The 23,189-nt window shown below is 60.0% G+C and carries 21 protein-coding genes; 6 read left to right on the forward strand and 15 right to left on the reverse strand.

Annotation, left to right across the window (positions count from 1 at the left end; translation table 11 throughout):
• Positions 1 to 20: 20 nt before the first annotated feature.
• Together dnaG and rpsU are read right to left on the reverse strand one after the other, a co-directional pair.
• Entirely contained in the window at positions 21 to 1,991 is a 1,971-nt protein-coding gene (gene dnaG / locus HF257_RS28175; RefSeq protein ID WP_185709271.1) for a DNA primase, read from the reverse strand.
• A gap of 443 nt (positions 1,992 to 2,434) precedes the next feature.
• Entirely contained in the window at positions 2,435 to 2,650 is a 216-nt protein-coding gene (rpsU, locus tag HF257_RS28180; RefSeq protein WP_002551877.1) for a 30S ribosomal protein S21, read from the reverse strand.
• Between the two features lie 202 nt (positions 2,651 to 2,852).
• Here rpsU and tsaD point away from each other — a divergent pair, with 202 nt between their 5' ends.
• Positions 2,853 to 3,878 (forward strand): tRNA (adenosine(37)-N6)-threonylcarbamoyltransferase complex transferase subunit TsaD, encoded by a 1,026-nt coding sequence (gene tsaD / locus HF257_RS28185; RefSeq protein WP_185709272.1) that lies wholly within the window; start codon positions 2,853 to 2,855, stop codon positions 3,876 to 3,878.
• Between the two features lie 33 nt (positions 3,879 to 3,911).
• Here tsaD and plsY read toward each other — a convergent pair whose 3' ends face one another.
• Positions 3,912 to 4,481, reverse strand: a complete 570-nt coding sequence (plsY, locus tag HF257_RS28190) for a glycerol-3-phosphate 1-O-acyltransferase PlsY (protein WP_185709273.1) — start codon at positions 4,479 to 4,481, stop codon at positions 3,912 to 3,914.
• Between the two features lie 74 nt (positions 4,482 to 4,555).
• On the opposite strand from plsY, the gene folB reads away from it, so the two are divergent.
• Positions 4,556 to 4,909, forward strand: a complete 354-nt coding sequence (folB, locus tag HF257_RS28195; RefSeq protein WP_015886183.1) for a dihydroneopterin aldolase — start codon at positions 4,556 to 4,558, stop codon at positions 4,907 to 4,909.
• On the forward strand, positions 4,900 to 5,418 hold the full coding sequence (folK, locus tag HF257_RS28200) for a 2-amino-4-hydroxy-6-hydroxymethyldihydropteridine diphosphokinase (RefSeq protein ID WP_185709274.1): 519 nt from the start codon (positions 4,900 to 4,902) through the stop codon (positions 5,416 to 5,418). The genes folB and folK overlap by 10 nt, the downstream gene beginning before the upstream one ends.
• On the opposite strand, the gene HF257_RS28205 is transcribed toward folK, so the two are convergent.
• The 11 genes from HF257_RS28205 to HF257_RS28255 form a co-directional block, all read right to left on the reverse strand.
• Complete coding sequence (locus HF257_RS28205; RefSeq protein WP_185709275.1) at positions 5,413 to 6,642, reverse strand: multifunctional CCA addition/repair protein; 1,230 nt, start codon at positions 6,640 to 6,642, stop codon at positions 5,413 to 5,415. The genes folK and HF257_RS28205 overlap by 6 nt on opposite strands.
• Positions 6,643 to 6,705: 63 nt before the next feature.
• Complete coding sequence (locus HF257_RS28210; protein ID WP_185709276.1) at positions 6,706 to 8,271, reverse strand: SpoVR family protein; 1,566 nt, start codon at positions 8,269 to 8,271, stop codon at positions 6,706 to 6,708.
• A complete protein-coding gene (locus HF257_RS28215; protein WP_185712130.1) occupies positions 8,268 to 9,539 on the reverse strand; it encodes a YeaH/YhbH family protein in 1,272 nt (423 codons plus the stop codon). Before HF257_RS28215 ends, HF257_RS28210 begins: the two co-directional genes overlap by 4 nt.
• Positions 9,540 to 9,653: 114 nt before the next feature.
• Entirely contained in the window at positions 9,654 to 11,576 is a 1,923-nt protein-coding gene (locus HF257_RS28220) for a PrkA family serine protein kinase (RefSeq protein ID WP_105698153.1), read from the reverse strand.
• Between the two features lie 284 nt (positions 11,577 to 11,860).
• Entirely contained in the window at positions 11,861 to 12,190 is a 330-nt protein-coding gene (gene glpE, locus HF257_RS28225; protein ID WP_185709277.1) for a thiosulfate sulfurtransferase GlpE, read from the reverse strand.
• Between the two features lie 8 nt (positions 12,191 to 12,198).
• On the reverse strand, positions 12,199 to 13,047 hold the full coding sequence (locus HF257_RS28230) for a symmetrical bis(5'-nucleosyl)-tetraphosphatase (RefSeq protein WP_185709278.1): 849 nt from the start codon (positions 13,045 to 13,047) through the stop codon (positions 12,199 to 12,201).
• Positions 13,047 to 13,427 carry a Co2+/Mg2+ efflux protein ApaG gene (gene apaG / locus HF257_RS28235; protein WP_010206973.1) on the reverse strand — a complete coding sequence of 127 codons (381 nt, stop codon included), beginning with the start codon at positions 13,425 to 13,427 and terminating at the stop codon, positions 13,047 to 13,049. The genes HF257_RS28230 and apaG overlap by 1 nt, the downstream gene beginning before the upstream one ends.
• Positions 13,428 to 13,522: 95 nt before the next feature.
• The gene (gene rsmA, locus HF257_RS28240; RefSeq protein WP_185709279.1) at positions 13,523 to 14,335 is read right to left on the reverse strand and encodes a 16S rRNA (adenine(1518)-N(6)/adenine(1519)-N(6))-dimethyltransferase RsmA; all 813 of its coding nucleotides are present in this window, start codon (positions 14,333 to 14,335) and stop codon (positions 13,523 to 13,525) included.
• Positions 14,332 to 15,321, reverse strand: a complete 990-nt coding sequence (gene pdxA / locus HF257_RS28245) for a 4-hydroxythreonine-4-phosphate dehydrogenase PdxA (protein ID WP_185709280.1) — start codon at positions 15,319 to 15,321, stop codon at positions 14,332 to 14,334. Before pdxA ends, rsmA begins: the two co-directional genes overlap by 4 nt.
• Positions 15,318 to 16,652, reverse strand: a complete 1,335-nt coding sequence (locus tag HF257_RS28250) for a peptidylprolyl isomerase (RefSeq protein ID WP_185709308.1) — start codon at positions 16,650 to 16,652, stop codon at positions 15,318 to 15,320. The genes pdxA and HF257_RS28250 overlap by 4 nt, the downstream gene beginning before the upstream one ends.
• Positions 16,633 to 19,443, reverse strand: coding sequence for an LPS-assembly protein LptD (locus HF257_RS28255; RefSeq protein WP_185709281.1), 2,811 nt, complete (start codon positions 19,441 to 19,443; stop codon positions 16,633 to 16,635). The genes HF257_RS28250 and HF257_RS28255 overlap by 20 nt, the downstream gene beginning before the upstream one ends.
• Before the next feature lie 130 nt (positions 19,444 to 19,573).
• On the opposite strand from HF257_RS28255, the gene HF257_RS28260 reads away from it, so the two are divergent.
• The 3 genes from HF257_RS28260 to HF257_RS28270 are packed head-to-tail and all read left to right on the forward strand — an operon-like array spanning position 19,574 to position 22,039.
• Complete coding sequence (locus HF257_RS28260) at positions 19,574 to 20,599, forward strand: aminoglycoside phosphotransferase family protein (protein ID WP_185709282.1); 1,026 nt, start codon at positions 19,574 to 19,576, stop codon at positions 20,597 to 20,599.
• Positions 20,596 to 21,270 carry an N-acetylmuramate alpha-1-phosphate uridylyltransferase MurU gene (murU, locus tag HF257_RS28265; protein ID WP_185709283.1) on the forward strand — a complete coding sequence of 225 codons (675 nt, stop codon included), beginning with the start codon at positions 20,596 to 20,598 and terminating at the stop codon, positions 21,268 to 21,270. The genes HF257_RS28260 and murU overlap by 4 nt, the downstream gene beginning before the upstream one ends.
• 1 nt (position 21,271) lies before the next feature.
• A complete protein-coding gene (locus tag HF257_RS28270; protein WP_185709284.1) occupies positions 21,272 to 22,039 on the forward strand; it encodes a TerB family tellurite resistance protein in 768 nt (255 codons plus the stop codon).
• A 161-nt stretch (positions 22,040 to 22,200) separates the two neighbouring features.
• Here the strand turns inward: HF257_RS28270 and HF257_RS28275 are convergent, their stop codons facing one another.
• Complete coding sequence (locus HF257_RS28275) at positions 22,201 to 23,178, reverse strand: alpha/beta hydrolase family protein (RefSeq protein ID WP_185709285.1); 978 nt, start codon at positions 23,176 to 23,178, stop codon at positions 22,201 to 22,203.
• Between the last annotated feature and the right edge of the window lie 11 nt (positions 23,179 to 23,189).

Genomic DNA, 23,189 nt, shown 5'->3' on the forward strand with positions numbered 1-23,189 from the left:
ATTATACCCGAGCTATGACCTCACACGCCAGCTGAGGTCGGGTTTGATGCGGAAACATTCTGTTTTAAGAGGTCGCGCATCTGTTTTGCTATCTGAATTTGCTCTTCAGCCGATAATCCCGGCTGCCTTGCTCTCTTGATGAGTTCATCGAGGGTCTGCGTGTGCTGACCCGCGGATAACCTAGTAATGGTGTCTAAAAACTGTTGTTCAAGGTTATCGCCGTCAATTAGCCACTCCTTTTCCGCGAGCGCTCTCAACAGTCGGCCTTGTTCGGTGCCATGCCAACGAGCCATCAACTGAATAGAGTTTAGCTTAGGATTTTTCTGCACGGCTTCGATCAGTGCGATCAGCACCTGGGCATAGGTGTTGCTCTCATTGGCAAAATGATCGGCACTTTCTACCCTGCTCGCCAATTGCGGATGGTGGATCAAGGTGCGTAACGCAATAAGTGTCGGAGCTTCTACGGCAACCGGAGTCCGGGGGGCATAGTTTTCGTCGCGGTCACCGCGCTTGCCGTTCTTGCTCCAGGGTTTCTTGTCCCATTTTTTGCCGCCGGCGCCGGGTTTTTTCGGTGTCCACTCCTGCTGGGGCGCGTAGGCCTCCTGCGGTTGGTGGAAGTCGGAGTAGTCCGGCATCGCGTCGTAATCCATGCCCGGGTCGTAGGCTGGTGGTGCATCCTGTGGTGCGCTGTGCACCAGTTGGCTGACGGCTTCGCCGCTCAGGCCAGTGATTTCCAGCAAGCGCTGACGCATCAAGGTGCGCAGGTTAGCGCCCGGTACTTTGTCGATCAGCGGCGCTGCGAGGGTGGCCATGTGGGCCTTGCCTTCGAGTGAGCGCGGGTCGGCTTCTTCGGTCAGTTGCTGGAAGAAATAGTCCGCCAGCGGCTGCGCGTGTTGGTTGATGCGTGCGCGGAAGGCGTCTGTGCCTTCGGATCGCACAAGGGTGTCCGGGTCTTCACCTTCGGGCAAGAACAGGAAGCGTGCGCGGCGCCCGTCCTGCAGGCTCGACAGCGTGGCTTCAAGCGCGCGCCAGGCGGCGTTGCGGCCGGCCTGGTCGCCGTCGAAACAGAACAGCACGCTGGGTACTACGCGAAACAGGCGCTTCAAGTGTTCTTCGCTGGTGGCGGTGCCCAGGGTGGCCACGGCGTTACGCAGGCCTTGCTGGGCCAGGGCGATCACGTCCATATACCCTTCAACCACGATGATCTCATCGAGGTTGCGGTTGTTCTTGCGCGCCTCAAACAGCCCGTAGAGCTCCTGACCTTTGTGGAACACCGGGGTTTCCGGGGAGTTCAGGTACTTGGGCTTGTCATCCCCCAGCACTCGGCCACCGAAGGCGATGATGCGGCCACGGCTGTCGCGGATCGGGAACATCACGCGGTCGCGGAAGCGGTCGTAGCGCTTGCCGGTCTCGGCGTTTTCCACCAACAGGCCGGCATCGATCATGGCCTTTTGCTGAAGGGTGTCGCTGCTCAGGTGCTTGTACAGGTTGTCCCAGCCGGGCGGCGCGAAACCGAGGCCGAAATCACGGGCGATTTCGCCGGTGAGGCCGCGGCCCTTAAGGTAGTCGACGGCGGCTTTGCGTTGCGGATGACTTTTAAGCGCCTGACGGTAAAAGTCGGCAGCGGCCGTCAGCAACGGGTACAGCGGCGAATCGGTGGGCTGTCGCGGTTTGTGGGGGCGGCCACTTTCTTCGCGGGGGATTTCCATGCCGGCGGCTTTCGCCAGGTCCTCGACAGCCTGGGGGAAGTCCAGGTTGTCGTGGTCCATCAGGAAGCCGAGGGCGTTGCCGCCCGCGCCACAGCCGAAGCAGTAGTAGAACTGCTTGTCGGGGCTGACGCTGAACGACGGGGTTTTCTCTTTGTGGAACGGGCAGCAGGCCGTGTAGTTCTTGCCGGCTTTTTTCAGTTGCACGCGCGAGCTGACAACGTCGACGATGTCGGTGCGGTTCAGAAGGTCGTCAATAAAACTTTGGGGAATCAGCCCGGCCATGGCGTTCTCGTCATCACTGCGTGTAAATGAGGGCCCGTGAAGTGCTCAAGCGCACGTATCGAATGGTTTGACCATCAATCGTCTGCTTGGGCTGCCAGGAAGTGTATCTGCCGAACATGCGCTGACGTTAGTTTCTATCAGTCTTCGGCGAAGAAATGTTGCCCTGGCGTCCGGTCTTGACCAAAGGTTGGTCTCGGATGCTCTAGATGGGCACAGTCGACCGGTTCGATCGCCTGGGTGAAGAATAAGTGTGCTCGTCAGTAGCCTTGTTAGGCTCGTCAGAAGAGACGTGCACCGCTGGCAGAAGAGCCAGTCCTGACGTGTGAAGCAGTGTCTCGGTCGCGTGTGCGGCGTCAACAGTGAAGCATCAAGCGATATCCGCAAATGCCATTAGCCCGGCTGAGGGCCGGGCTTGGCAGAAGCTTGCTACGAACGTCTGTGTATTAGTACAGACGAACGGCGCGGCGCTGTTCGCGCTGAACTTTCTTGGCGTGACGCTTAACAGCGGCTGCTGCTTTGCGCTTACGCTCAGAAGTTGGCTTCTCGTAAAATTCGCGGCTACGAACTTCAGCCAGTACACCGGCTTTTTCGCAGGAGCGCTTGAAACGACGCAGAGCTACGTCGAAGGGTTCGTTCTCTTTAACTTTGACGGCTGGCATCCAGAGCTACCTTCTTTCATTACCGGGATCAACGTTCTCGTCGCAAACAATTCGCGGCTGAGGTCGTCGGTTTTTAAGGGTTGCGGATGTTAACCCCTCATTGACCGGAATGCAAAGCCTCTGATCGAAAACCGCTAGTCGGGAGGGGGAGTGGCGACTATTATGCGCGCCTTCGAATTTAGCCTCTACAAGGCGCAAACCCATGCTAGTACTGGGACTTGAAACCTCCTGCGACGAAACCGGTGTCGCACTTTACGACAGTGAACGCGGGCTCTTGGCCGACGCGCTGTTCAGTCAGATCGACCTGCACCGCGCCTATGGTGGCGTGGTGCCGGAGCTGGCCAGCCGTGATCACGTCAAACGCATGTTGCCCCTGATTCGCCAGGTGTTGGATGAGGCCGGCTGCGTGCCGACCGAGATCGATGCGATTGCCTATACCGCTGGCCCCGGATTGGTCGGAGCCCTGCTGGTTGGGGCCTCTTGCGCTCAGGCGCTGGCCTTTGCCTGGGGAATTCCGGCCCTCGGTGTGCACCACATGGAAGGTCATTTGTTGGCGCCCATGTTGGAAAAAACACCGCCACAGTTCCCGTTCGTCGCTTTGTTGGTTTCCGGCGGCCATACGCAGTTGGTTCAGGTGGATGGCATCGGTCAATACACGCTGTTGGGCGAGTCCCTGGATGACGCTGCCGGCGAAGCCTTCGACAAGACCGCGAAGATGATGGGGCTCAATTATCCAGGTGGTCCGGAAATCGCGCGCCTGGCCGAGAAAGGTGTTGCCGGTCGCTATACCTTCCCGCGCCCGATGTGCGATCGCCCGGGCCTGATGTTCAGCTTCAGCGGCCTTAAAACCTCCGCGTTGAACACCTGGCAGCAGAGCGTCAGCGCCGGGGACGACAGTGAGCAAGCCCGTTGCGACATCGCACTGGCGTTCCAGCAGGCCGTGGTGGAGACTTTGACCATCAAGTGCAAGCGTGCCCTGAAACAGGCCGGCATGAAGCGCCTGGTGATCGCTGGCGGCGTCAGCGCCAACAAGGCCTTGCGAGCTTCGCTGGAAAAAATGCTCGGCGACATGAAGGGCGATGTGTTCTACGCGCGCCCAGAGTTCTGCACCGATAACGGCGCGATGATCGCCTACGCCGGCTGCCAACGCCTGCAGGCCGGGCAGCATGAAAGCCTGGCGATCAGCGTGCAGGCCCGCTGGCCGATGGAGCAGTTGTCGCCGTTGTAAGGACGCAGCGTGAGCCGGGTTCATCGAGCGTATTTAAAAATGCCGTTCGCGCCCGGCAAACAGGTCGCGTAAATTGCCGCGGTGGCGCCAGACGATCAGCAGCGTCAACACGCTCATCGGCAACAGCGCCGCCGGTTCCTGCCAGGCCAGTAGCGGCAGGGTAAGCGGAGTGGCGATCAACGCGGCGAGCGAGCTGGTGCGGGTCAGGTAGAACGTCAGCAGCCAGGCGAGCACAGCCAGCAGCGCAGCCGGTGGGTAGATCCCCAGCAGCATGCCGGCTGCCGTGGCGACACCCTTGCCACCGCGAAAGCGGAAGTACAGCGGGAACAAATGGCCGAGGACGGCACACACGCCGACCCAGGCCTGTTGTTGCAGGGTGAGGCCGGCGAGGCTGGCGATCAGCACGGGCAACAGGCCCTTGCACACGTCGCCCAGTAACGTCAGCACGGCAAGCTTCTTGCCGGCCAGGCGCAACATATTGGTGGCGCCGGCATTGCGTGAGCCACTCATTCGCGGGTCGGGATTTCCCGTCAGGCGGCTGAGCAAGATGGCGAAGGACAGCGAGCCGAGCAGGTAGGCGAGAATCGCCAGTGACCAAAACATGCTAACTATTCCGGGCGAGGACGCCCTGATTCTAACGGGGCATCGCGCCCTTGTCGTGCTGCGGAGAAGAGTGCTTGGACAGAGTGTTTATCGAAGGCCTGGAAGTCGACACCGTGATCGGGGCCTACGACTGGGAGCGCGGAATCCGCCAATGCCTGCGCCTGGACCTGAGTTTCGCCTGGGATAACCGCCCGGCCGCCGCCGGTGACGATCTCACCCTGGCGCTGGATTACGCCAGTGTGTCTGCGCGTATCCAGGCCTTTGCCGAGCAATCCCAGTACCAGTTGGTGGAAACCTTTGCCGAACGCCTGGCCGAAGTGTTGATGAGCGAGTTCCAGATCCCTTGGCTGCACCTCAAGTTGACCAAGCCAGGCGCCGTTCCGGCTGCCAAGGGCGTGGGCGTGGAGATCGAGCGCGGATGTCGCTAACTCAGGTTTACCTTGGCCTCGGTAGCAATATCGAGCGCGAGTCACACCTGCGTGCCGGCCTTGACGCGCTGGCGAGCTTCTTGACGGAGATTCGCTGTTCGGCTGTGTTCGAAAGCCAGCCGGTGGGGATCAAGAGCGGGCCGTTTTTCAATCTGGTGGTTTCGGCCTATACCGATCTGCCGTTGATGGAGCTGGATCGCCGGTTGAAGTTTATCGAGGCCGACAACGGTCGTTATGCACCGGACCGCAAGGGCCTGCCGTTGGATATCGACGTGCTGCTGTATGGCGAGTTGGTGGGTAACTTCGATGGGCTGATCCTGCCGCGCGCAGAGATCCTGAAAAACGCGTTTGTATTGTGGCCGCTGTCTTTGATGGCGCCGCAGCGAGTGCATCCCGAGGCGGGCAAGACCCTGGCCGAACTATGGCGCGATGCGCAGATCGACCAGGTGCTGGCGCCTGTCGGGTTTGAATGGCAGGGCCAGCAACTAACGCCGAGCACACTCCTATAGGGTGTGCTGCTCCTTGTAGGCCTTAAGTGCATTGAGCCGTTCGCGCTTGAGTGCTTCGCCCAACTGCGGGCCCTTGAATCCTTTCTCCAGCAGTGGCGCCACCGCAACTTCGCGTGCGACCCGCGCTGCGCCACGCAAATAATCTGCCTGTGGATAACTTCGCTGCTCGAAACCCTTGCGGCCGCGAGCGTCCATTTCGCAGGAGACCACAAACTCTTCAAAGCGCTGCGGCCGGCGGTACACGTCGAAACTGTGCAGCAGCTCCAGCAATGTCGAGGCTTTCAACTCCAGGGCACGATGGCCGTGCGTGTGATACTGGCAAACCAGCAGCGCCAACTCCTGGCAATCCCTGGGAGCCTTGAAGCGTTCGTTGACCGCCTTGACCAGCTTCAAGCCCGTATGTTCGTGAGCAATATGCTGCGGCAACTTATCCACAGGTGTCAGGCCCTTGCCCAGGTCATGCAGCAGGCAGGCCCAGCGTACGGTCAGTGGTTGTTTATGCAGGGCAGTCTGTTCCAGCACGCTGAGGGTGTGCACGCCGGTGTCTATTTCCGGGTGATGGACCTCGGGTTGCGGCACGCCAAACAGTGCATCGACTTCGGGCATCAGGGTTTTCAAGGCTGCGCAGTCGCGTAGCACCTGGATAAACACCTGTGGCTGATCTTCCATCAGTGCGCGGGAAATTTCTTTCCAACTGCGTTCTGGCGTCAGCGCCTCAAGTTCGCCGGATTCGCTGAGTTGGCGCATCAGTTCCAGCGTATCCGGCGCGACCGTAAACCCGAGATGGGCGTAGCGCGCAGCAAAGCGAGCAACGCGCAACACTCGCAGGGGATCTTCGGCAAACGCGGGGGAAACGTGGCGCAAAATGCGCGCTTCCAAATCCTGCCGGCCGTGGTACGGATCGGTGAGGTTGCCGTCATCATCTTCCGCCATCGCGTTGATGGTCAGGTCACGACGAATCAGGTCTTCTTCCAGTGTCACTTCTGGGCTGGCGTGGAACACAAAGCCGCCGTAACCCCGGCCACTCTTGCGTTCGGTGCGGGCCAGTGCGTATTCATCGCCGTTTTTTGGGTCCAGGAACACCGGGAAGTCAGCGCCGACCGGCTTGTAGCCCTTGGCGAGCATCTCTTCAGCCGTCGCGCCAACGACAACGCGGTCGATATCGGTGACCTTGATGCCCAACAAGCGGTCACGTACGGCGCCGCCGACTTTGTAGATTTTCATGAAAAAGCCTCCATTAGCGGCACAGGATACCGCCTGTGCCTGACCAATGGAGGCTTTGCTGTTTCAGAGATGAACGACAGCCAGGTCCAGGCGGCCGTAATCGTTGTCGCCGTGATCGCTGCGCGGTGGCACGTGATGGGTTTTCATCACTTGGTCCCCCTGCAGGGTCTCCAGGTGGATATCGAACCCCCACAGCCGATGCAGATGCTTGAGCACCTCTTCGGTGGATTCGCCCAGTGGTTTACGGTCGTGCTGCTGGTGACGCAGGGTCAGCGAGCGATCACCACGCACATCGATGCTGTAGATCTGCACGTTGGGCTCGCGATTGCCCAGGTTGTATTGCGCGGCCAGGGTTTCACGAATGGTGCGATAGCCCGGCTCGTCGTGGATAGCCGGTACCACGAGGTCGTCCTTGAGGTCATCGTCGAGGATGCTGAACAGCTTGAGGTCGCGAATCACCTGGGGCGACAGGTACTGCAGGATGAAGCTCTCATCCTTGAAGCTGCTCATGGCGAACTTGATCGTAGACAGCCAATCACTGCCGGCGATTTCCGGGAACCAACGGCGGTCTTCTTCGGTGGGGTGTTCGCACATGCGCCGGATATCGCGGTACATGGCAAAGCCCAGTGCGTAGGGGTTGATGCCGCTGTAATACGGGCTGTCGAAGCCGGGCTGGTACACCACGCTGGTGTGGGAAGTCAGGAACTCCATCATGAAGCCGTCGGTGACCAGGCCCTCGTCGTACAGGTCGTTCATCAGGGTGTAGTGCCAGAACGTTGCCCAGCCTTCGTTCATCACCTGGGTCTGGCGCTGTGGGTAAAAATACTGAGCGATCTTGCGCACGATGCGCACGATTTCCCGTTGCCAAGGCTCTAGCAACGGCGCGTGTTTTTCCAGGAAGTACAGGATGTTTTCCTGAGGTTCGGCGGGGAAGCGCGCATTGTCCTTGTCGCTGTTTTTGCCGGTCTTTTTAGGAATGGTGCGCCACAGGTCGTTGATCTGCTTCTGCAAATGCTCCTCGCGCTCCTTCTGGCGCAGGCGCTCTTCCTCGGCAGAAATCGGGTAGGGGCGTTTGTAGCGGTCTACGCCGTAGTTCATCAGCGCATGGCAGGAGTCGAGCAGGTCTTCCACCGCATCGATGCCGTGGCGCTCCTCGCACTGCATGATGTACTGCTTGGCGAACACCAGGTAATCGATGATTGAGCTGGCGTCGGTCCAAGTGCGAAACAGGTAGTTGCCTTTGAAGAAGCTGTTATGCCCATAGCAGGCATGGGCCACCACCAGGGCCTGCATGCAGATGGTGTTTTCTTCCATCAGGTAGGCGATGCAGGGGTCCGAGTTGATCACGATCTCGTAGGCCAGACCCATTTGGCCCCGGCTGTAGGATTTCTCGGTGCTGAGGAAGTGCTTGCCGTAGGACCAATGGTGATAGCCCAGGGGCATGCCCACCGAAGCGTAGGCATCCATCATCTGTTCGGCGGTAATGACTTCGATCTGGTTGGGGTAGGTGTCCAGGGCGTAACCCGCCGCGATGCGGCTGATTTCCCGGTCATAGGCCTGGATCAGTTCAAAGGTCCACTCGGACCCCGTGGAAATGGGTTGGCGTTTTTGCTCTTTTTTGGCGGTCATGTCACTAACCTGCGCTGGAAGAGTTCACGGAAGACCGGGTAGATATCGCCGGCCGAGACCAGTTGCTGCTGGGCGAATGTGTCGGCAAAGGCTTCGCCGATGCGCTCGTATTCGAACCACAGGGCCTGGTGCTCACGGGGGGTGATCTCAACGTAAGTGTAGTACTGCACGAACGGCATGATCTGGTTGATAAGGATGTCGCGGCAGATGGGCGAGTCGTCATTCCAGTTGTCACCGTCCGAGGCTTGGGCGGCGTAGATGTTCCACTCGTTGGCAGGGTAGCGCTCTGCCATGATCTCCTGCATCAGCTTCAAGGCGCTGGAAACGATGGTGCCGCCGGTTTCCCGCGAATAGAAGAATTCTTCTTCGTCGACTTCCCGGGCGCTGGTGTGGTGGCGGATGAATACGACGTCGATCTTGTCGTAGTTCCGCTTCAGGAACAGGTACAGCAGGATAAAGAGGCGCTTGGCGATGTCCTTGGTGGCTTGGGTCATGGAGCCTGACACGTCCATCAGGCAGAACATCACGGCCTTGGAACTGGGGTTGGGTTGTTTGACCAGCAGGTTGTATTTCAGGTCGAAGGTGTCGAGGAACGGCACGCGGTGAATACGTGCGCTGAGTTTCTCGATTTCTGCTTCGATTTCCTGGATATCGCCGAAGTTATCGGGCTCTTCGCGCTTCAAGCGCGCCAACTCTTCTTTGGCTACCTTCAATTTGGCGCGGCTGCTACCCGACAGGGCGATCCGCCGCGCATGGGCTGAACGCAGGGTGCGGATGATATTGATGCGAGACGGGTTGCCCTCGTTGCTGATCCCCGCACGTACAGTCTTGAAGGTGTCGGTACCGGTGAGGTTGCGCTTGACCAGGTTGGGCAGTTCCAGGTCTTCGAACATGAATTCGAGAAACTCTTCCTGAGTGATCTGGAACACGAACTCGTCCATGCCCTCGCCGGAATTACCCGCCTTGCCCGGGCCTTTGCCGCCGCCACCGCCTTGGGGGCGCTGGATATGTTCGCCGGTGGTGAATTCTTTATTGCCGGGGTGCACGACCGTCTGTTTGCCGCCCCGACCGTGGTGCAGCACGGGTTCGTCGATGTCCCGTCCGGGAATGCTGATTTGCTCGCCGTGCTCCATGTCTGTAATGGAACGGCGGCTCACGGCCTCTTCTACGGCCTTTTTGATGTGGTCACGGTAACGCCGCAGGAAACGCTGGCGGTTTACCGTGCTCTTGTTCTTGCCATTGAGGCGTCGGTCGATCACATAGCTCATAGGGGAGCCCTCCGGGCAGCTTCACGTTACAAGCTTCAAACTGCGAGCTGGAAGCTTAAAGACAGGCGGTCAGTTGCCAGGCCCTAGGCCTGGCACTGCACGCGCGTCGCTGCCTTACTGCGATTTGCGAACCCGCAGGTACCACTCGGATAGCAGGCGTACCTGTTTGTCGGTGTAGCCACGCTCGACCATTCGTGTAACGAAGTCGTTGTGTTTTTGTTGATCCTCCTTGCTGGCCTTGGCATTGAAGCTGATGACCGGTAGCAGGTCCTCGGTGTTGGAGAACATTTTCTTCTCGATAACCACCCGCAGCTTCTCGTAGCTGAGCCAGGTAGGGTTCTTGCCGTTGTTGTTGGCGCGGGCGCGCAGCACGAAGTTGACGATTTCGTTGCGGAAATCCTTCGGATTGCTGATACCGGCCGGTTTCTCGATTTTCTCCAGTTCCTCGTTGAGGGCAACGCGGTTGAGGATCTCGCCGGTTTCCGGGTCGCGGTATTCCTGGTCCTGGATCCAGAAGTCTGCGTAGAGCACGTAGCGATCGAAGATGTTCTGGCCGTACTCGCTGTAGGACTCCAGGTACGCGGTCTGGATTTCCTTGCCGATAAACTCGATGTAACGCGGCGCCAGGTATTCTTTGAGGAAGCGCAGGTAGCGCTCGCGGGTTTCAGCCTGGAATTGTTCCTGTTCGATCTGCTGTTCCAGCACATAGAGCAGGTGTACGGGGTTGGCGGCGATTTCGTGAGGGTCAAAGTTGAAGACTTTGGACAGGATCTTGAACGCGAAGCGCGTCGACAGCCCGTTCATGCCTTCGTCAACGCCTGCGCTGTCGCGGTATTCCTGGATCGATTTGGCCTTGGGATCGGTGTCCTTGAGGTTTTCGCCGTCGTACACGCGCATCTTGGAGTAGATGTTCGAGTTTTCCGGCTCCTTGAGGCGCGACAGTACGGTGAACTGGGCGAGCATCTTCAGGGTATCGGGTGCGCAATGGGCCTTGGCCAGGGAGCTGTTGAACAGCAGCTTGTCGTAGATCTTGATTTCATCGCTGACCCGCAGGCAATACGGCACCTTGACGATGTAGATCCGGTCGATGAAGGCTTCGTTGTTCTTGTTGTTGCGGAAGGTGTGCCATTCCGATTCGTTGGAGTGGGCCAGCAGGATCCCGGTGAACGGAATCGCGCCCAGGCCTTCGGTACTGTTGTAGTTACCTTCCTGGGTCGCAGTCAGCAGTGGGTGCAGCACCTTGATCGGTGCCTTGAACATCTCCACGAACTCCATCAGGCCCTGGTTGGCCCGGCACAGCGCGCCTGAGTAGCTGTAGGCGTCGGCGTCGTTTTGTGGAAATTCTTCCAGCTTGCGGATATCGACCTTGCCCACCAGCGCAGAGATGTCCTGGTTGTTCTCGTCCCCCGGTTCGGTCTTGGCCACGCCGATCTGGTTAAGGATCGACGGGTAGAGTTTCACCACGCGGAATTGGCTGATATCACCGCCGAACTCGGCCAGGCGTTTGGTGGCCCAGGGCGACATGATGGTGTTGAGGTAGCGGCGTGGGATGCCGAAGTCTTCTTCGAGGATCGCGCCATCTTCGGTGGCGTTGAACAAGCCCAAGGGCGACTCGAAGACCGGTGAGCCCTTGATCGCGTAGAAGGGCACTTTCTCGATCAGTTGTTTGAGTTTTTCGGCCAGGGACGATTTACCACCGCCGACAGGGCCGAGCAGGTAGAGGATTTGTTTCTTCTCTTCCAGGCCTTGGGCGGCATGGCGGAAGTAGGAGACGATCTGGTCGATGCATTCTTCCATTCCGTGGAAGTCTTCAAAGGCCGGGTAACGGCGGATCACCTTGTTGGAAAATATTCGCGACAGTCGCGAATTGTTCGAGGTGTCTACCAGTTCCGGCTCGCCGATTGCCAGTAGCAAACGTTCGGCGGCAGACGCGTAGGTACTGCGGTCCTTTTTGCACAGCTCAAGATACTCCTGCAGCGTGAGTTCTTCCTGCTGTGTGGACTCGAAGCGTTGTTGGAAGTGGCTAAAAATACTCATGACGTCGTCACCTCGCTCGATACGTGGAGCCGACGCCGGATCAATCAGTCGATGCTGGCAGCCATGGCGATCGCCAATGGCTGTTTTCCCCCCAGAACACCCTGAAACGCTACCGATGACCCGCACGCCGGTGTACCGGCTCTCCCCTGATTCGGATGGCCTGCGCTTAAGGATAGTTCGGAATCCGGGAGGTCAAGGTGCGATGCGTAATTAGTTTGACTGCGCCGTTCGTCAGAAACGGCGCGAGCCCAAGCGTCACGCGGGGTAGCGGGGTGTGAAAAAAATTATTGCGAATCGCCGGAGGCAATTTCTGCAGGATAGGTCGTACGCCACAGCTCAAAGCCACCGTCCAGGCTATAGACGTCAGAAAAACCTTGGCTGATCAGGTAGGCCGCCGCGCTCTGGCTTGAGTTGCCGTGATAGCACGCGACAATTACCGGCGCGTCGAGGTCGGCGGCACGGATGAAGTCGGCGATATTGTGGTTGTCCAAATGCTGGGCGCCACGGATGTGGGCGGCTGCATAAGTGGGCTGATCACGGATATCGACCACCACGGCACCTTGCTCGCGCAGGGCTTGGGCTTGTTCGGGAGGGATACGTTTGAATTCGCTCATGGGGGCTCCTAGGGCTTGGCGGCCGGCAGCGTAACGGAAAGGGGGGATTCGCACTGGCAGCTATGTCGCTCGCCGGTGTCGATGTTCATCAAGGTCATGGCGCCACCCCACACGCAACCGGTGTCGAGGGCGAACACGCCGGGTTCGTCGCACTTGCCTTCAAGGGCCGCCCAGTGACCGAAGATGATCTTCGTGTCACGGGTCTTGCGGTCCTTGTGAGCGAACCACGGCTTGTAGCCGGGCGGGGCCGTGTCGACACCCTCTTTGCTCTTGAGGTCCAGCTTGCCTTCGGCGGTGCAGAAGCGCATGCGCGTGAAGTAGTTGGTGATCACGCGCAGGCGCGTGACGCCACTGAGGTCGTTGTCCCACTTCACCGGTTCGTTGCCGTACATGCCGTCGAGGTAAGTGGTGTACAGGCTGTCGTCGGCCAATACGTTTTCGACTTCGGCGGCGCACTTGAGGGCTTTTTTCAGTGTCCACTGGGGCGGGATGCCGGCATGGACCAAGGCCGTGTCGCGGCTTTCGTCGTAATGCATGATCTTTTGTCGGCGCAGCCAGTCGAGCAATTGCGCACGGTCCGGCGCTTCGAGGATCTCGCGCAGGGTATCGCCTTTTTTCAGGCGCTCGACGTTATTGGCGGCAGCCAGCAGGTGCAGGTCGTGGTTGCCCAGCACGCACACCAGGGAATCACGCAGGCTATATAAGTAGCGCAGGGTCGCCAGGGACTCAGGGCCGCGGTTGACCAAGTCACCGACTAACCACAAGCGATCGTTCGCCGGGTCAAAGGCTACTCGTTCAAGCAGGCACTTGAGGGGTTCCAGGCAGCCTTGCAGGTCACCGACCGCATAGGTCGCCATCAGTGCAGGGCTCCGGGCACGGCAAGGCGGAAGGGCGCGATGATCGCGTCGAACAACTGGCCGTCGGTGGCTTTCATCTGATACGAGCCTTGCATGGTGCCGACTTTGGAGGTCATCACCGTGCCGCTGCTGTAGGTGTGGCTTGCACCGCTGTCGATCAGCGGCTGTTGGCCAACCACACCCGCACCGCGTACTTCCTCGACCTGGCCGTCGCCATCAGTGATCACCCAATGGCGGGACAGCAGCTTGGCCGGCACCAGCCCGTTGTTTTTCACCGTGATGGTGTAGGCAAAGGCGAAGCGATTTTGCTCGGGTTGTGATTGGTCCGCCAGGAAGCGGGTGACGACGCTGACGTCGATCTGGTAGCGAGGATCGGACATGCAAGAGGCCTTAAAAGCGGAGGACAGCAGATGCGGGTCAGTCTAGGCCATGAGGAGGGCACTAGGCCAGACATGTGTCTGGCCAGGCTTGGGTGTCAGTCGGCGGTTGGCGCGGGCTGGATAGCCAGTTGGTCGGCCAGGCGTACGAACGCGGCAAGGTCCAGTTGCTCGGGGCGCAGGCTGCCGTCGACGCCAGCGGCTTCGATTTCGGCATTGCTCAGCAGGGCCTTGAGCGTGTTGCGCAAGGTCTTGCGGCGCTGGTTGAAGGCTTCGCGTACGACGCGCTCCAGCAGGCGGTGGTCCTTTGCCGGGTGCGGCAACACGGCGTGAGGCACCAGGCGCACGATGGCCGAGTCGACCTTCGGCGGCGGGTTGAACGCGCCAGGGCCCACGTTGAACAGGTGCTCTACGCGGCAGTGGTACTGGACCATGATCGACAGGCGACCCCAATCACCGCCACCAGGCCCTGCGGCCAGACGCTCCACCACTTCTTTTTGCAGCATGAAGTGCATGTCGCGGATGATCCCGGCGTTGTTCAGCAGGTGGAAGATCAGCGGCGTGGAGATGTTGTATGGCAGGTTGCCCACTACGCGCAGGCTGTTAGGCGCGGCGTTGAGGGTGTTGAAATCGAACTTCAGTGCGTCGCCCTGATGCAGGTTGAAGTTGGGCTTGCCGGCGAACTGCTGGTTGAGGATCGGGATCAGGTCCTTGTCCAACTCCACCACGTCCAGTTGGCCGCCGCTGGCCAGCAGGCCTTGGGTCAGTGCGCCCTGGCCTGGGCCGATTTCCAGCAGACGGTCTTCCGGCTTGGCATGGATGGAGCGCAGGATGCGGTCGATCACGCCAGCGTCGTGCAGGAAGTTTTGCCCGAAACGCTTGCGCGCCCGGTGTTGGTAATGCTCGGTCATATACGGGTCTCGGCCATCTGATAGGCGGTTTCCAGGGCCACGTGCAGGCTGCCGGTATCGATCTTGCCGCTGCCCGCCAGGTCCAGGGCGGTGCCATGGTCGACGGAAGTACGGATGATCGGCAGGCCCAGTGTCACGTTGACTGCGGCGCCGAAGCCTTTGTATTTGAGCACCGGCAGCCCCTGGTCGTGGTACATCGCCAGCACTGCGTCGCAATGCTCCAGATATTTGGGGGTAAACAGAGTGTCCGCAGGCAGTGGGCCACGCAGGTCCATGCCTTCTTGGCGCAGACGCTCCAGGGTTGGTTCGATGATGTCGATTTCTTCATGGCCCAGGTGGCCGCCTTCACCAGCGTGCGGGTTGAGCCCGCAGACCAGGATGCGCGGTTGGGCGATGCCGAATTTCTGTTGCAGGTCGGCGTGCAGAATGCGCGTTACGCGCTCCAGGCGCTCGACAGTAATGGCGTCGGCAATGTCACGCAACGGCAGGTGCGTCGTCACCAGGGCGACGCGCAGGCCGCGTGTGGCCAACATCATCACGACTTGTTCGGTATGGGTCAGTTCGGCGAGGAATTCGGTGTGCCCGGAAAAGGCAATGCCGGATTCGTTGATCACGCCTTTGTGGACGGGCGCGGTGATCATGCCGGCGAAGTCGCCGTCGATGCACCCTTGCCCTGCGCGCGTCAGGGTTTCCAGGACGAACGCCGCATTGGCCTTGTCCAGTTTCCCGGCAACGACTTTGGCGTTCAGTGGGGTATCCCACACATACAGGCTGTCAGCAGGTGCCGGCAGGTCAGGCCAATTGCCCGGCGATACCTCCAGCACATTGACAGCCACGCCCAACTGCGCGGCCCGCTCGAGGAGCAGGTCGCGGCTGGTAATGGCAATCAGGGGGTGTGGCTGAGGTTGCGAGGCGAGCAGCAGGCACAGGTCTGGACCTATGCCGGCCGGCTCGCCGGGTGTTACCGCGAAACGCTGGGGTTTCACTGGGCTGCCTGGTTGGTGCCTGTTTGCTCGGCGCCTGGCAGTTTGTTCTCTACATAGGCTTCGTCACGGATCTGACGCAGCCAGGTTTGCAGCTCTTCATCGTATTTGCGGTTACGCAGTACGTTGAGTGCTTGTTGCTCGCGGGCCTGTGCGGTGTTGTCGGTGGCGCGACGGCCAAGGACTTCCAGTACATGCCAGCCGTATTGAGTCTTGAACGGCTTGGACAGAACGCCTTGCGGGGTCTTGGCCATGACGTCCTGGAACTCCGGCACCAACGCTTTCGGGTCGATCCAGTTCAGGTCGCCGCCGTTGAGAGCAGAACCCGGGTCTTCCGAAAAGCTCTTGGCCAAGGTGGCAAAGTCTTCACCGCTTTCGATGCGGTCATAGATCTTCTGGGCCAGTTCCTTGGTTTGGGCTTCGGTGCGGATTTCGCTTGGTTTGACGAGGATATGACGAACATGAACCTCGTCTTTCAACGACGTCTCGCCACCGCGTTTATCCAACAGCTTGAGGATAATGAAGCCGCCCGGCGTACGTGCTGGCTGGGTGATGCCACCCACTTCCATCGCGCTCAGCTCACGGTCGAACGGAGGTGGCAATTGAGCGGCTTTACGCCAGCCCATGTCGCCGCCTTCAAGGGCGTTGTCGCTGCCGGACACGGCGATCGCCGTTTGGGCAAAGTCAGCACCCGCCTTGAGGCGATCATAGACAGCCTGGGTTTTCGCTGCGGCTGCATTGAGCTGCTCGGAAGTGGCGCTGTCGGGTGTTGCGATCAGGATATTGGCCAGGTGCAGCTCTTCGGAAAGCTGCATCTTGCCCAGGTCCGAGGCCAGGAAGTTCTTCACTTCCTGCTCCGACACTTGAACGCGCTCGGCTACACGGCGCTGACGTACACGGCTGATGATCATTTCACGGCGGATCTGGTCACGGGCGTCCTCATAGGACAAACCGTCGTGGGCCAGGGCTGCACGGAACTGGTCAATGGTCATGTTGTTGCGCTGGGCAATGGTGCCCACGGCCTGGTTCAGTTCTTCGTCCGAAATGCGGATGCCGGAACGATCGCCAATCTGCAGTTGCAGGTTTTCGACGATCAGACGCTCCAGCACCTGTTGGTCCAGGACGCTGGTCGGTGGCACGCCACCGCCACGCTTGGCGATGGTTTGCTGAACTTCCTTGACGCGTTGGTCCAGTTGGCTTTGCATGATCACGTCGTTATCGACGATGGCCACTACCTTATCCAGTTCTTGAACCGCAGCGTGCGCCGATGCGGTACCCAGGAACAGTGCGCCCAGCACTAGCGGGCGCAGACACTCAGAAAGCTTTGTCTTCACGTTCACGATAACCTTCAATGCCTTTGTCGAGGAAGCTCTCTACCTTGGCGCCGGTCAGGCCGCCCAGTCCCTTGAGGACGATCTGGAGGAAGAGCCCGTGGTCACCCTTTTCGTTAAGCGGGGCGATCTGGCTGTATTCGTCGTTGGAAACCCAGTAACGGTTGATGACGCGCAGTTTCCAGCAGCAGTTGTCGTACTCGAAACCACCGAAGGCTTCCAGGGTACGGTTGCGGGCATAGTCGTACTGCCAGCGGGTGATCAGGTTCCACTGTGGGACGATCGGCCACATCATCGAGAAGTCGTGTTGCTGGATTTTGTAGTAATCCTTCACGAAGTTCTCTTCGCCTGGCGTGCCGTAGTCACCGCCGAACTGCCATTTGCCGGTCAGCTGGTTGTACACGACCTGGTCGTTACGATAGCGGTAGCCAACGTTGATGATCTTGTTCGGGTTGTCTTCCGGCTGGTAGTGGAGCATCGCGCTGCCGGAACGAGGGCTGTGTTCCTCGGTGTCCCAGTTGTAGTCGGCAGTGGCGCGCCAGTCGCGGTTGAAGCGGAACTCGTAGTCCAGGGCGACGGGCGACACATCGGACTGCGCATCGGCACGGTCGGACGCCAAGATACCCGGCAGTTGGACTTCACGATCCTTGAAGTACACGGCCTGGCCCACGGAAACGCGCTGACGCTCGAAACCGTTTTCTTCGATCCAGCGGCTGGTCACGCCCAGGGACAGCTTGTTCTCGTCGCCGATACGGTCGGAACCGCTGAAGCGGTTGTCGCGGAACAACGACGCGTAGCTGAACGAGTACTCGCTGGTGTCGAACACCGGAATGTCGCTCTGGTCTTTGTTCGGCACGTACAGGTAGAACGCGCGAGGCTCGAGGGTCTGACGGTAGTCCTTGCCGAACCAGTTGGTGTCGCGGTCGAAGTACAGGCCGCTGTCGATGCTGGCAACCGGGACTGCACGGTCTTGGGAGCTTTTGAACGTGCCACCGGCATAAGGGTTGGCCGGCGTTGCTGCATTTTGAGCGGCAATAATGTCGTTTTTGCCAATGCTGTCGAGGTCAAGGTCGTACTTGGTGTAGACGTACTTGAGCTTCGGCGTCACGAAGCCGTAGGTCCAGTTCATCGGGTATTCGACAGCTGGTGCCACGTTCAAGCGTGTGCCGTTTGCACGGGTCAGGCCGGTAACGTAGGTATCCAGGCGAGGCGACACCAGGCCGTTCTCGTCGGTAAAGGTGCCGTTCTCCAGGTTCCGCTCAAAGCGCACGGCTTCGGTTTCGTAGCTGAAGTTCAAGCCGCCCGGATGGTAAGGCAGGGTACCGTTGAAGGTGATCTGCGGCAGGCGGTCATACGGGGTGATCTGCGAAATCGTCGCCAGTTGGTAGGCCTGCAGGTTCAGACGTGCCTGGAACGAGTCGCCACGATAAGTCACGGAACCCTGTTGGTTCACGTAGTCACGGCTCTCGACGCCTTCCTGGTAGGACTTGAGGTCCTGGAAGTAGTACGGATCGCTGATCGTGGTGTAGTCGACCTGGGTCAGTACACGTGAATCCAACCCGCCCTTGTGCTGCCAGTTGAGCATGTAGCGGGTTTTTTCGTAGTCGGTCTGCAGCTTGCGTTCGTCGTTGTCGTCGTTCAGGTACGCGCCGCCGAACTGGCCTTCGCTGGACTTGGTGAGGTAGCGGAATTCGCCTTCCATCATCATGCCGCGCTTGGTCATGTATTGCGGGTACAACGTGGCGTCGTAGTTTGGCGCCAGGTTGAAGTAGTACGGCGTAACCAGGGTAAAGCCGGTCTCGCTGCCGGAGCTGAAGCTCGGTGGCAGGAAGCCGGATTGACGACGGTCGTCGATCGGGAAATAGATGTAGGGGGTGTACAGGATCGGAATGTTCTTGATCCGCAACGTCGCGTTGGTGGCCGTACCGAAACCGGTGGCCGGGTTCAACGTGATGTTGTTGCCCTTGAGCTGCCAGGCGTTGCTGTCCGGCTCGCAGGTGGTGTACGTACCGTCCTTGAGACGGATGATCGCGTTTTCGGCACGCTTGGCGTAAAGCGCGTTACCGCGGATACGCGATTTGTGCAGCACGTACTCGGCGTTGTCGATCTGCGCCGCGCCGGTGTCCAGTTGGACCTGGGCGTGGTCGCCGACGATCAGGGCGCCGTTGTCGCGCAGGCGCACATTGCCGTCCAGCTCGCCGCGGCTTTCGGCCTGGTACAGGCTGGCTTCCTGGGCTTCAAGCTGCATGCTGCCTTGGCGCATGACAACGTCACCGGCCAGGGTTGCGACTTGTGATTCTTGCTCGTAACGAGAGGCCTTGGCACCGATGAAGGTCGGCGCATCGCTCTTGTTCGTCTTGTCGTTCATGCCAGGACGCGTCGGCTCGATGTACGCGCCGCCGCAGTAAGGACCGGTTTCTGCCAGTTGGGCAGCGGTCAGCTTGTCGCGGGGGACCCAGTCCAAGTGGCTATAGTCGGCACTGCGCGAACGCATGCCACGGCCCTTGGTCTCGGTGACCAATGCGGTCTTCGGCCCGGCGTCGGCTTTGCCGTCAGCATCGGTTTGCGCCGTGCTGTTGCCTGAGCTTACGGCGGCGCCGTCATGCACAGGACGCGGTGGCAACGGGGCTGCGGCGGTTTTTGGCGCGCAATCCCAGGCACCCGAAGCAGAGACTGAGCAGTCATACTGTTCCGCGGCGACCACGAATGAGGTGGCGAAAGGTTGCATGGCCAGCAGACTGCCGGTTACCAGCAACGGGAATTTTCTACGAAACGCGGGGGATTTCAATGCCATCTTATTAGTCCGGGCTTCCTGCGTGCCATCTGCCCGCGGTGTGGGCCGCACGCCTCTCGATGGTCTGAAAAAGATGCGTGATAATAAAGCATGACCCGCTTGACGGCTAGCGCCGTCGGAGACCCTTGTAATGCCCGAGCAAGATCTACGTTTACAACAGCTGGAAGTCTGGCTGGATGAGCAGTTGCCGATCCTTTTCAATGCTCAAGGCTGGGGGGGCGTACCCCCGGCCACATTGACCGCGGCCAGCAGCGACGCGAGTTTCAGGCGCTATTTCCGTTGGGAAGGAGGGGGCCGCACTTTCGTGGTAATGGACGCTCCACCCCCCCAGGAAAACTGCAAACCTTTCGTCGATATCGCTCATTTGCTGGCGAAGTCGGGCATAAAAGTTCCAAAAATTTATGCAGAAGATTTGCCGCGCGGCTTTCTTTTGCTCAATGACCTGGGCAGAAAAACCTATCTTGACGTGATTGACGGTGAAAACGCCGATCAATTGTTTGCCGATGCCATCGACGCCTTGCTGGCTTTCCAGCAGTTACCGATGGATGCGCCACTGCCCAGTTACGACGTTGCCTTGCTGCGCCGTGAGCTGGAACTGTTTCCAGAGTGGTACGTGCGCCGGCATTTGGGTATCGAGTTTGATACTCGCCAGCAAGCGCTCTGGCAGCGAGCCAGCGACCTGCTGATCGACAGTGCCCTGGCGCAGCCGAAGGTACTGGTGCACCGCGACTACATGCCGCGCAACTTGATGATCAGTGAGCCGAACCCCGGCGTGCTGGATTTCCAGGACGCGGTCTACGGCCCGGTGACCTATGACATTACCTGCCTGTTCAAGGACGCCTTCCTCAGTTGGCCCCAAGCTCGCGTTCGGGAATGGCAACGAGGCTATTGGGAGCGTGCGGGCCAGGCTGGCATTCCGGTGCAGGCAGATTTTGACGACTTCCTGCAGGCCAGCGACCTGATGGGTGTGCAGCGTCACCTCAAGGTTATCGGCATCTTCGCGCGCATCTGTCACCGTGACGGCAAGCCCCGTTACCTGGCTGACGTGCCGCGCTTCTTTGCTTATATAGAGGCGGTACTGGCCGAGCGCCCGGAGTTGAGTGAACTGGCCGAGTTGCTCGGCAGTCTGCGCCAACCTTCCGAGGTGACGCTATGAAGGCCATGATCCTGGCCGCCGGCAAAGGCGAGCGGATGCTTCCGCTCACCTTGCACACGCCCAAGCCTTTGGTGCAGGCCGGCGGCAAGCGTCTGATCGAATATCACTTGGAGGCGCTGGCCAAGGCGGGCTTCACCGATATCGTGATCAACCACGCCTGGCTCGGTCAGCAGATCGAAAGTTACCTGGGGGACGGTGCGCAGTTCGGTTTGCGTATTCGTTACTCCCCGGAAGGCGAGCCGCTGGAAACCGGCGGTGGGATTTTCCAGGCATTGCCGTTGCTGGGGGACGAGCCGTTCCTGGTGGTCAATGGCGATATCTGGACCGACTACGACTTCACTCAGCTCAAGCAACCGCTGCAAGGCCTGGCTCACCTGGTGATGGTCGATAACCCGGCGCATCACCCTTCTGGCGGTGATTTCTACCTTGATCAGGGTTTGCTTCATGATGCAGCGGCCGGTGCCGATAACCTGACCTTCAGTGGCATTTCCGTGCTCGACCCCAAACTATTCGAGGGGTGCAGCGCGGGTGCATTCAAGCTGGCGCCGCTGCTGCGGGCGGCGATGGCCAAGGGTTTGGTAACGGGGGAACACATGGCGGGACGCTGGATTGATGTCGGCACGCTGGAGCGCTTGGCGCAAGTCGAAACCCTGCTGACTGCGGGGCAGTAGCATGCTGTGGCCAGGGACGCTGATCGGCGCCGGGGCTGGCTTTGCCATTGCCAGTATTCCGGGGGCCATGCTGGGCGCGTTATTGGGGCAGGCGCTGGACCGTCGCCTGCAATTGCACAATTGGGCGCAGTTGCGCGAGCGCCTCGGTGGGCGCCCGGCGTTGCGCAATGACGAATTGTTGTTCGTGCTGTTGGGACGTCTGGCCAAGAGCAATGGCCGTGTGGCGGACGGGCATATCCAGCAGGCGCGGCAGGAAATGCGTTCGTTGGACATGACCGAGTCCGCCCAGCGCCGTGCGATTGCCGCCTTCAACCGCGGCAAGTCCGGCTCTGACCGGGTGCGCAGTTATTTGCGTGTGCTCAAGGCCCAACCCCATGCGGCAGAGGGTGTGTTGCGTGCGTGCTGGCGGATGGTCTGGGCCGACGGCAAGGCGAGCGACGCCGAGCGCGACCTGATCGAGCAGTGGGGCAAGTGGTTGGGTTGGACGCCGCAGCAACTGCAGGCGCTGGCCGCTGACTTTACGCCTGAGCGCAAGCCGCTGATCAATCGAGGGGCTAGCTATCAAGAGGCGTTGCGCTTGCTCGGCGTGACAGCCACCACCGAACCGTCAGCGATCAAAGGGGCCTATCGCCGTCTGCTCAGCCGTCACCATCCAGACAAGGTTGCCGGCAGTGGTGCCAGCCCTGCGCAAGTGCGTGAGGCCACCGAGCGTACGCGCGAGCTGCACAGTGCCTATGCGTTGATTCGCGAGCGTCGGGATTTTCGCTGACACTCTTTGGGTGACAACCCAATCGAATGTGGGAGCGGCGGTGCGACGATTCGACTTGCTCGCGAATGCGGTGTATCAGTCAGCACATCTGATACTGACACACTGCATTCGCGAGCAAGCCCGCTCCCACATTTAACTCTCTGCGTTCCTGAAGGATGTGATCAGTCCGCGCTGGCGTCTTGCGGGCTCAACCACCCACGAACCCTTCGATACAACTGCTCCTGCTCGGCAGCACTGTTGCCGGGCAAGGTCTTCAATGACACCTGTTTATACCCATCATTCTTCGCCCGCTTGGCAGCCTGGGCACGGGCCTGGGCGTTTTTGCGTGCCTGGGCGTTGTCTTGATAGAAGACATCGGCGGTCGGCAACTTCAAGCCAGGTGCCAGTTGCTGGATGTCCGGTTGGCGCCCGGCAGGTGTTTGCGCAGCGACAATGACCAGCCTCTGCACTTGGGACGGCTGTTTCTCGCTCAAATACCGCGCCGCCCACCAAGCCCCCGTGCCATGCCCCACCAGCACCACGCTGCGCGCGCTCTGGGTCTGGGCGAAGGCTACGGCGGCATCGATGCGCGCGAAAATGCGTGAGGCGTCGGTCTTGTCCTGCTCGTCCGCGCCCGGCACCACTGCCGGGTCGGTACCTTCAGCCTCGGCGCTGGCGGCTTGTTCGATCGGTTTGTCGGCAGTGCTCGCGTCCTTGCTGCTGGTGTCGACGGTGGCCTTGGGCGCTTCCATCACGCGCGGTGGCAGGGTGTCCACGCTCACATCCGGCAGCGACAGGCTAAGAGTGCCCCAATGGGCGTCCGGTAATTTGCGGCGCAACGGGCCGATTGCTTGCGGCCAGTCAGCATTCTCGCCGCTGCCCGGTACGATAATCACCACGCCTTCGGGCTCGGCGCTGTTGGCTGGTTTCCACAGGGCGAGGAATGAATCGCTGCCGGCCTGCAGTTGCTGCTGTTCCTGCTGCGGGATCTTGCGTTCCAGGGCGCTGGCTTCTTGCTGACTGCGCTCGGGCAGGGGCTGGCGTTCGACGGGTTTTTCGGCAGCCGGCGCTGGGGCTTCTGCGGCCTGCACAGAAAAGGCGCTGGTAAATAGCAGCGACAGGCACAATGCTGGCAGTGCCGAGCGGTGAATAAAGGGCATCGTTAATTCCC

It is taken from the genome of Pseudomonas cremoris (genome assembly GCF_014230465.1).

What these genes read in the sequence shown, in the direction of transcription:
- dnaG (WP_185709271.1), bottom strand. Translation starts at nt 1,991, where the DNA reads ATGGCCGGGCTGATTCCCCAAAGTTTTATTGACGACCTTCTGAACCGC.
- rpsU (WP_002551877.1), bottom strand. Translation starts at nt 2,650, where the DNA reads ATGCCAGCCGTCAAAGTTAAAGAGAACGAACCCTTCGACGTAGCTCTG.
- tsaD (WP_185709272.1), top strand. Translation starts at nt 2,853, where the DNA reads ATGCTAGTACTGGGACTTGAAACCTCCTGCGACGAAACCGGTGTCGCA.
- plsY (WP_185709273.1), bottom strand. Translation starts at nt 4,481, where the DNA reads ATGTTTTGGTCACTGGCGATTCTCGCCTACCTGCTCGGCTCGCTGTCC.
- folK (WP_185709274.1), top strand. Translation starts at nt 4,900, where the DNA reads ATGTCGCTAACTCAGGTTTACCTTGGCCTCGGTAGCAATATCGAGCGC.
- HF257_RS28205 (WP_185709275.1), bottom strand. Translation starts at nt 6,642, where the DNA reads ATGAAAATCTACAAAGTCGGCGGCGCCGTACGTGACCGCTTGTTGGGC.
- HF257_RS28210 (WP_185709276.1), bottom strand. Translation starts at nt 8,271, where the DNA reads ATGACCGCCAAAAAAGAGCAAAAACGCCAACCCATTTCCACGGGGTCC.
- HF257_RS28215 (WP_185712130.1), bottom strand. Translation starts at nt 9,539, where the DNA reads ATGAGCTATGTGATCGACCGACGCCTCAATGGCAAGAACAAGAGCACG.
- HF257_RS28220 (WP_105698153.1), bottom strand. Translation starts at nt 11,576, where the DNA reads ATGAGTATTTTTAGCCACTTCCAACAACGCTTCGAGTCCACACAGCAG.
- glpE (WP_185709277.1), bottom strand. Translation starts at nt 12,190, where the DNA reads ATGAGCGAATTCAAACGTATCCCTCCCGAACAAGCCCAAGCCCTGCGC.
- HF257_RS28230 (WP_185709278.1), bottom strand. Translation starts at nt 13,047, where the DNA reads ATGGCGACCTATGCGGTCGGTGACCTGCAAGGCTGCCTGGAACCCCTC.
- apaG (WP_010206973.1), bottom strand. Translation starts at nt 13,427, where the DNA reads ATGTCCGATCCTCGCTACCAGATCGACGTCAGCGTCGTCACCCGCTTC.
- rsmA (WP_185709279.1), bottom strand. Translation starts at nt 14,335, where the DNA reads ATGACCGAGCATTACCAACACCGGGCGCGCAAGCGTTTCGGGCAAAAC.
- HF257_RS28255 (WP_185709281.1), bottom strand. Translation starts at nt 19,443, where the DNA reads ATGGCATTGAAATCCCCCGCGTTTCGTAGAAAATTCCCGTTGCTGGTA.
- HF257_RS28260 (WP_185709282.1), top strand. Translation starts at nt 19,574, where the DNA reads ATGCCCGAGCAAGATCTACGTTTACAACAGCTGGAAGTCTGGCTGGAT.
- murU (WP_185709283.1), top strand. Translation starts at nt 20,596, where the DNA reads ATGAAGGCCATGATCCTGGCCGCCGGCAAAGGCGAGCGGATGCTTCCG.
- HF257_RS28270 (WP_185709284.1), top strand. Translation starts at nt 21,272, where the DNA reads ATGCTGTGGCCAGGGACGCTGATCGGCGCCGGGGCTGGCTTTGCCATT.
- HF257_RS28275 (WP_185709285.1), bottom strand. Translation starts at nt 23,178, where the DNA reads ATGCCCTTTATTCACCGCTCGGCACTGCCAGCATTGTGCCTGTCGCTG.